Raw genomic sequence first — 6,259 nt, 5'->3', positions numbered from 1 at the left:
GCCAGGTGCCCAGCAGGGCGGCGAACAGCACCGAGGTCTCGCGCAGCGCCGCGATGGTGGCCACCGGCGCCCGCGTCATGGCCCACAGGGCGATGCCGTAGGAGGCGACCGAGGCGCAGGCGCCCACCAGCGCCACCGGCGCGCGCCGGCGCGCGTAAGGCCAGGTCCGCCCCCAGCCGCGGCGCGCCAGAACGATCAGGCCGAAGGGCCAGCCTTCCAGCGCGAACAGCGCAGCCACGTACTGCAGCGCATGGCCTGAAGCCCGCGTGCCGAGTGCATCGACGATGGTGTAAAGCGCGATCACGACTGCGTTGGCCAGCGCGAAGCCCACCGCCCGCGGCGAGTCCATGGCGTGCTTGGACAGGCCCAGGGCCAGCACGCCGCAGCTCACCCCCAGCACGCCCGCCCAGGCCAGCGGCGAGAGCGACTCGCCCACTGTGGTCGCCGCCGACAGCGCCACCAGCAACGGCGCCGTCCCGCGCATCAGCGGGTAAGTGAGCCCGAGCTCGCCGTGCTTGTAGGCGCCCACCAGCGCGGCGTAGTAGCCGATGTGGATGGCGACCGAGGCCAGGATGTAGGGCCATGCCGCGGCCGGCGGCAGGCCCACCACGGCCAGCAATGGCAGGGCCACCAGCGAGGCCAGGGTGTGGATCACCGCCGTGTCCAGCGCCTTGTCGCTGCTGGACTTGATGACCGCGTTCCAGCCCGCATGCAGCAACGCACCGCACAGGACGGCCGCGACCACCGGCCAGCTCAGGACCATGCCTGCCTGCAAACTTTCTCCTCCAGGACGACGCCCCACAGCTGCGGCGAAGGCTGTCAAGATAGCAGACGCGTCTGCAACCATGGGAGCGCCGGCAGTCCATGCAACATCCCGCCCTGGAGAAACTGCGCAAGAGCAACGCCCGCAAGGTGAAGGTCGCCGTCAGCGACATCGACGGCGTGCTGCGCGGCAAGCTCTTGCACGTCGACAAGTTCGAGGGCGCGGCGCAAGGCGGCTTCGGCTTCTGTGACGTGGTGCTGGGATGGGACATGCACGACGTGACCTACGACAACACGCAGGTCACGGGCTGGCACCACGGCTTTCCCGACGCGCTGGCGCGCATCGACCTCGGCACGGCCCGCAACGTGCCCTGGGACGACAACGTGCCCTTCTTCCTCGGCGAGTTCGTCAACGAGGACGGCACGCCGCATCCGGTGTGCCCGCGCCAGCTGCTCAAGCGCGTGCTGGCGCGCGCCGAGAAGCTGGGCTTCCAGGCCCTGTGCGGCATGGAGTACGAGTGGTTCAACTTCCGCGAGGACCCGCACACCTGGGCGGCGAAGAACGGCCAGCCGCCGGAGCCGATCACGCCCGGCATGTTCGGCTACTCCATCCTGCGCATGGCCGACAACCCCGGCTTCTTCAACGCGCTGATGGACGACATGCTGGCCTTCGGCGTGCCGATCGAGGGCCTGCACACCGAGACCGGGCCCGGTGTCTACGAGGCGGCCATCGCCTTCTCGCCGGCGCTGGAGCAGGCGGACCGCGCCATCCTGTTCAAGACCGGCGCGCGCGAGATCGGCAAGCGCTTCGGCATCATGCCCAGCTTCATGGCCAAGTGGAGCCCGAAGTACCCGGGCTGCAGCGGGCACATCCACCAGAGCCTCTCGGACGGCCAGTCCAACCTGTTCTACGACGCCGACGCGCCGCGCAGGATGAGCGCGCTGTTCGAGAGCTACCTGGCCGGGCAGGTCGCCTGCATGATGGAGTTCGGGCCGCTGCTGTGGCCCACCGTCAACAGCTACAAGCGCCTGGTGGACGGCTTCTGGGCGCCGGTGAAGCCGACCTGGGGCATCGACAACCGCACCGCGAGCTTCCGCGTGCTGGCCGGTTCGCCCAAGGCGACGCGGCTGGAGACGCGCTGCCCCGGCTCGGACGTCAACCCCTACCTGGCGATGGCGGCCGTGATCGCCGCCGGCATGCACGGGGTGGAGAAGGGCCTGAAGCTCACCACGCCGCCGATCACCGGCACCAACGTCGGCGGCGAGAACGTGCCGCGCGCGCCGCGCACGCTGATCGAGACCACGCGCGTCTTCCGCGCCTCCGAGGTCGCGCGCGACTGGCTCGGCGACACCTTCGTGGAGCACTTCGCCGCCACCCGCGAGTGGGAGTGGCGCCAGTGGCAGGACGCGGTGACCGACTGGGAATTGCGGCGCTACTTCGAGATCATCTGAGGCGGAGGTCGCATGAGCCTGGCGAGTTTTTCCTTTCCCACCGACATCCGCTTCGGGCCGGGCGCGCGCCGCGAAGTGGCGCGGCACCTGAAGGAGTTGGGGCTGCAGCGGCCGCTGCTGGTCACCGACCGCGGGCTCGCGGACTTGCCGGTGCTGGCCGAGTTCCAGTCGCAGCTGGCGGGTCTGGACGTCCACGTGTTCGCGGGCGTGTCCGGCAATCCCACGGCGAGCCAGGTGATGGCGGGTGCTTCGGCCTTCAACGCGCACCGGGCGGACTGCGTGATCGGTCTCGGAGGCGGCGCGGCGCTGGACGTGGCGAAGGTGGTGGGCTTGGCGGCCACCCACGAGGGCGACATCCTGGAGTACGCGTGGGACCATCCGCGCGTGCGGCCCCTCACGCATGCGCTGCCGTACTTCGTGGCCTTGCCCACCACGGCCGGCACCGGTTCCGAGGTCGGCCGCTCCGCCGTGATCAGCGAGGACGAGACGCACCTGAAACGCGTGATCTTCAGCCCGAAGATCCTGGCCCGCAAGGTGTTCGCCGACCCCGAGCTCACCGTGGGCCTGCCGGCCGCGGTGACGGCCGCCACCGGCATGGACGCGCTCACGCACAACATCGAGAGCTATCTCTCGCCGGCGTACCACCCGCTGTGCGACGGCATCGCGCTGGAGGGCACGCGCATCGCGGCGCGCTCGCTGGTGCGGGCGGTGCGCGAGCCGGGCAACCTGCAGGCCCGCGGCGACATGCTGATGGCTTCCATGATGGGCGCGATCGCGTTCCAGAAGGACCTGGGCGCGGTGCATTCCTGCGCCCATGCGCTGGGCGCCGTGTGCGACCTGCACCACGGCCTGGCCAACGCGCTGATGATCGAGACGGTGCTGGCCTGGAACGTCGAGGCGGCGCCCGACAAGTTCGAGGAGCTGGCGCACGTCTGCCGCGCCGGCGGCGGCGGCCCGGGGCTGGTGCGCTGGCTCGGCCACCTGAAGCAGCAGATCGGCATCACCGGCACGCTGGCCTCGCACGGTGTGCAGCGCGAGCAGATCCCGCGGCTGGTGGAGATCGCGGTGAAGGACAGCTGCCACCAGACCAATCCGCGGCCGGTGACTGCGGCCGATTTCGAGCGGCTGTTCGAGGCGGCGATGTGACAAAGACCGAACTTCCGGACGCAGAGGACGCAAAGGGTACGCAAAGGACGCAAAAGGACATCCATTGAAAACGTCTTCTTGGCGTCTTCTGCGTACCCTTGGCGTCCTCTGCGTCCGGCTGTTGATTTGATTTCTCCCATGCCAATGAACCGCCTCAAGATCGGCATCAGCGCCTGCTTCTTCCACCCCGACGGCGAGCGCAAGGCGGCGCCTTCCAAGACCCTGCTGTGGATCGAACAGTCCACCGCGCACTGGGTCATGTCCGAAGGCGCACTGCCGGTGATGATCCCCTCGCTCAACGGCGAGACCTTCCGCGGCGAGGTCACCGTGCACGACTACGCCCGCTGGCTCGACGGCCTGGTGATGCACGGCGGCGCCGACGTCTGGCCCGGCAGCTACGGCGAGCAGCCGCTGCGGCCCGAATGGCACGGCGACCGCATCCGCGACGAACACGAGATTGCCCTGGTGAAGGCCTTCTGCGCCGCGGGCAAGCCGGTGTTCGGCATCTGCCGCGGCCTGCAGCTGCTCAACGTGGCGCACGGCGGCACGCTCTACCAGGACATCTCGACCCAGAAGCCCGGGGCCCGCGTGCACCGTGACGCCAGGATCTACGACCTCAACTTCCACGAGGTCGACATCCTGCCCGGCACCCGCCTCGCGCAGCTGCTGCCGCCCGGCCGCCACAAGATCAACAGCGTGCACCACCAGGGCGTGAAGGACCTCGCGCCCGGCTTCGTCGCCGAGGCGCTGTCGCCCGACGACGGCGTGGTGGAGGCGATCCGCCACCAGGGCGACGCCTGGGTCGCTGCCGTCCAGTGGCATCCCGAGTTCCACCGTCCCGAGCTGGGCGTGATCGACGACACGCCGGTGCTGCGCGACTTCCTCGCGGCCGCCCGCGCGGCCCGCGACCGGGCATGAGCACGCTCGAAGTCCGCAACCCCGCCAACGGCGAGCTCGTCATCGCGCTGCCGGCGGACGATGCCGGGAGCGTGGCGCTCAAGGCCGGCGCCGCGCGCGCCGCGCAGCCCGCCTGGGCCGCGTGGCCGCTGTCCGAGCGGCTGGCCTGTCTGAAGGCCTTCCGCGACGCGGTCGTGGCCCAGCGCGATGCGCTCGCCACCACGCTCACGCGCGAGACCGGCAAGCCGATCCGCATGGCGCGCAACGAGCTCGACGGGCTGCTGCCCCGGATCGACTTCTTCCTGGCCGAGTGCGCGCAGGCGATTGCCCCCGAGACGGTGTACGAGGAGGGCGGCCTGCGCGAGCAGATAGAGCACATGCCGCTGGGCGTCGTGGCCAACATCTCGGCCTGGAACTATCCGTGGTTCGTCGGCTGCAACGTGATCCTGCCGGCGCTCGCCACCGGCAACGCGGTGCTCTACAAGCCCTCGGAGTACGCGACGCTCACCGGGCTGGAGATCGCGCGCCTGCTGCACGAGGCCGGCGTGCCGCGCCAGGTGATGGCCTGCCTGGTCGGCGCCGGCGAGGTGGGCAGCGCGCTGCTGGCGCAGGAAGTCGACGGCGTGTTCTTCACCGGCTCGCACGCCACCGGCAAGCGCATTGCCGAAGCGGTGGGCGGCCGCTTCGTGAAGTTGCAGCTGGAGCTGGGCGGCAAGGATCCTACCTATGTCTGCGAGGACGCGGATGTCGCGGCCGCGGCCGCATCGCTGGCCGACGGCGCCATGTACAACAGCGGCCAGAGCTGTTGCTCGGTGGAGCGCATCTACGTGCACGAGGCGATCCACGACGCCTTCGTCGAGGCCTTCGTGCAGACGGTCGGCGGTTTCCGCATGGGCGACCCGATGAACGAGGACACCTACATCGGCCCGCTCACGCGCATGCCGCAGCTGGACGTGCTCTCGGCCCAGGTGGCCGACGCTCGCGAGCGTGGCGCGCGTGTGCTCACCGGCGGCCAGGTGGGCGGCGGTTCCGGCAACTGGTTCGAGCCGACCGTGCTGGTGGACGTCGACCACACGATGGAGGTGATGCGCGAGGAGAGCTTCGGGCCCGTGATCGGGATCCAGAAGGTGCGCGACGACGCGGAAGCAGTGCGGCTGATGAACGACACGCGCTACGGCTTGACCGCGGGCGTCTACACGCCCGACGAGGCGCGGGCGCGGCGCATCCTGGCGCAGGTGCATGCCGGCAGCGTCTACTGGAACTGCTGCGACCGCGTGAGCCCGCGCCTGCCCTGGAGCGGCGTGCGCGATTCGGGCCTGGGGCTGACGCTGTCGAAGTACGGCATCCAGGCGTTCACGCGGACCAAGGCGTGGCATCTGCGGACGGCGGGGTGACTCGTTGGGCTCTCCCCGTAGGCTGGTGCTGAGCCGCGCCAGCGCGAAGCCCAGCGATTTCTACACCCACTCCCCGTCGCGCAATTCCCGCGTGAGCCACGCGCAATAGATCGGCGCCGCCACCAGCCCCGCCAGCCCGAACGCCGACTCCAGCACCAGCATCGACGCCAGCATCGCGGAGGTCGGCACGTTGGTGCGTCCGCCCACGATGCGGGCATTGAGGAAGTACTCGAGCTTGTGGATCACGATCAGGAAGACGAGCGACGCCACGCCGATCCACACCGACACCGTGAGCGCCGCGATCGTGATCGCCGAATTCGACAGCAGGTTGCCCACGATCGGGATCAACCCGCCGAAGAAGGTGAAGCCCACCAGCGTCGGCGCGAGCGGGATGCGGAAGCCGAGCGCGGGCAGCAGCACGAGCAGGTAGAGCGCCGTCAGTACCGCGTTGATCAGCGAAATGCGCAGCTGGGCGGAGAACACGTCGCCGAAGGCGTTGGCGAGCTGCAGCATGCGTTCCTGCGCCAGCAGGATCAGCGGCCGGCGGGCTGGGGTGCCGCTGGCGTTGCGCGCCGCAGTCGCGGCCATCAGACCGATCGCCAGGCCCA

Annotated in this window: 6 protein-coding genes; 4 read left to right on the top strand and 2 right to left on the bottom strand. The window is 70.0% G+C overall.

The features are described from left to right. A partial coding sequence (locus VFM98_RS11960) for a phosphonate utilization protein (RefSeq protein ID WP_325110145.1) occupies positions 1-763 on the bottom strand: 763 nt, incomplete at its 3' end. A 101-nt stretch (positions 764-864) separates the two neighbouring features. Between VFM98_RS11960 and VFM98_RS11955 the strand changes: the two genes are divergently transcribed. From VFM98_RS11955 to VFM98_RS11940, 4 genes are all read left to right on the top strand, one after another. Then, a complete protein-coding gene (locus tag VFM98_RS11955; protein ID WP_325110144.1) occupies positions 865-2,214 on the top strand; it encodes a glutamine synthetase family protein in 1,350 nt (449 codons plus the stop codon). Positions 2,215-2,226: 12 nt separating this feature from the next. After that, the gene (locus tag VFM98_RS11950; protein ID WP_325110143.1) at positions 2,227-3,360 is read left to right on the top strand and encodes an iron-containing alcohol dehydrogenase; all 1,134 of its coding nucleotides are present in this window, start codon (positions 2,227-2,229) and stop codon (positions 3,358-3,360) included. A gap of 144 nt (positions 3,361-3,504) precedes the next feature. Continuing rightward, positions 3,505-4,278 (top strand): type 1 glutamine amidotransferase, encoded by a 774-nt coding sequence (locus VFM98_RS11945; RefSeq protein ID WP_325110142.1) that lies wholly within the window; start codon positions 3,505-3,507, stop codon positions 4,276-4,278. Next, a complete protein-coding gene (locus VFM98_RS11940) occupies positions 4,275-5,651 on the top strand; it encodes an aldehyde dehydrogenase family protein (RefSeq protein ID WP_325110141.1) in 1,377 nt (458 codons plus the stop codon). The genes VFM98_RS11945 and VFM98_RS11940 overlap by 4 nt, the downstream gene beginning before the upstream one ends. A 60-nt stretch (positions 5,652-5,711) precedes the next feature. On the opposite strand, the gene VFM98_RS11935 is transcribed toward VFM98_RS11940, so the two are convergent. Then, on the bottom strand, positions 5,712-6,259 hold a 548-nt coding region (locus VFM98_RS11935), incomplete at its 5' end, for an AI-2E family transporter (protein ID WP_325110140.1).

Source organism: Ramlibacter sp. (assembly GCF_035706265.1).
GTDB lineage: Bacteria > Pseudomonadota > Gammaproteobacteria > Burkholderiales > Burkholderiaceae_C > Ramlibacter.
This window is presented reverse-complemented; position numbering and strand designations above follow the sequence as displayed.